The following is a 598-nucleotide window of genomic DNA, read 5'->3' as shown; positions in this document are numbered from 1 at the left end:
CGGTGTGTACGTTGTCACCGCTGATGTAGCGGTTCATCAGGGTCAGGCCCGGTACGCCGACGGCGGCGAAGTTGAAGTCGTGGCGCACTTGCCAGGATTTTTCCTGGGCGTTGTCGTAGCTGGAGTTGTAGCTGTCGTTGGCCAGGGTGCCGCCGCTGGTGCCGTTGACGCGCATCCAGCCATCGTCGCCGCTGAGTTTTTGCAGGCCGACGTAGAAGGTGTTGCCACCGTATTTGGCCGAGAGCATGGCGAAGGCGGTCTTGTTGTCCAGGTCGCCCGCCAGGGCACTGCCTTCTTCCTTGCCGATGAAGTAGCCCAGGTTGGCGCCCAGGGTCCAGTCACCGATGGGCTGGCTGTGGGTCAGGTTGAAATATTTTTGCTGGTAGATGTCCGACAGTTCCGCGTACCAGACGCCGACCTGAGTGCGCTTGTCGTTGAAAGCGTATTCGCCGCCGCCGAAATTGAAGCGGTCGGACGTGAACGCGCCGCGGCCGTTCATCGACATGTCTTCCATGCTCGCGTCGTTACGCGGGCTGTTGGCGCGGAACTGGCCGCCGTACAGGCTCAGGCCGTTGATCTCGGTGGAGGTGACCTGACC

General features: G+C 61.7%; 1 protein-coding gene. It reads right to left on the bottom strand.

The genetic code is table 11. From position 1 onward, the window contains the following. The coding region (locus tag MKS85_RS28805) for an OprD family outer membrane porin (RefSeq protein ID WP_274091429.1) at nt 1-598 on the bottom strand (598 nt) is incomplete at both ends.

The sequence above is a fragment of the Pseudomonas sp. JL2 genome (assembly GCF_031570495.1).
Classification (GTDB): domain Bacteria; phylum Pseudomonadota; class Gammaproteobacteria; order Pseudomonadales; family Pseudomonadaceae; genus Aquipseudomonas; species Aquipseudomonas rhizophila.
This window is presented reverse-complemented; position numbering and strand designations above follow the sequence as displayed.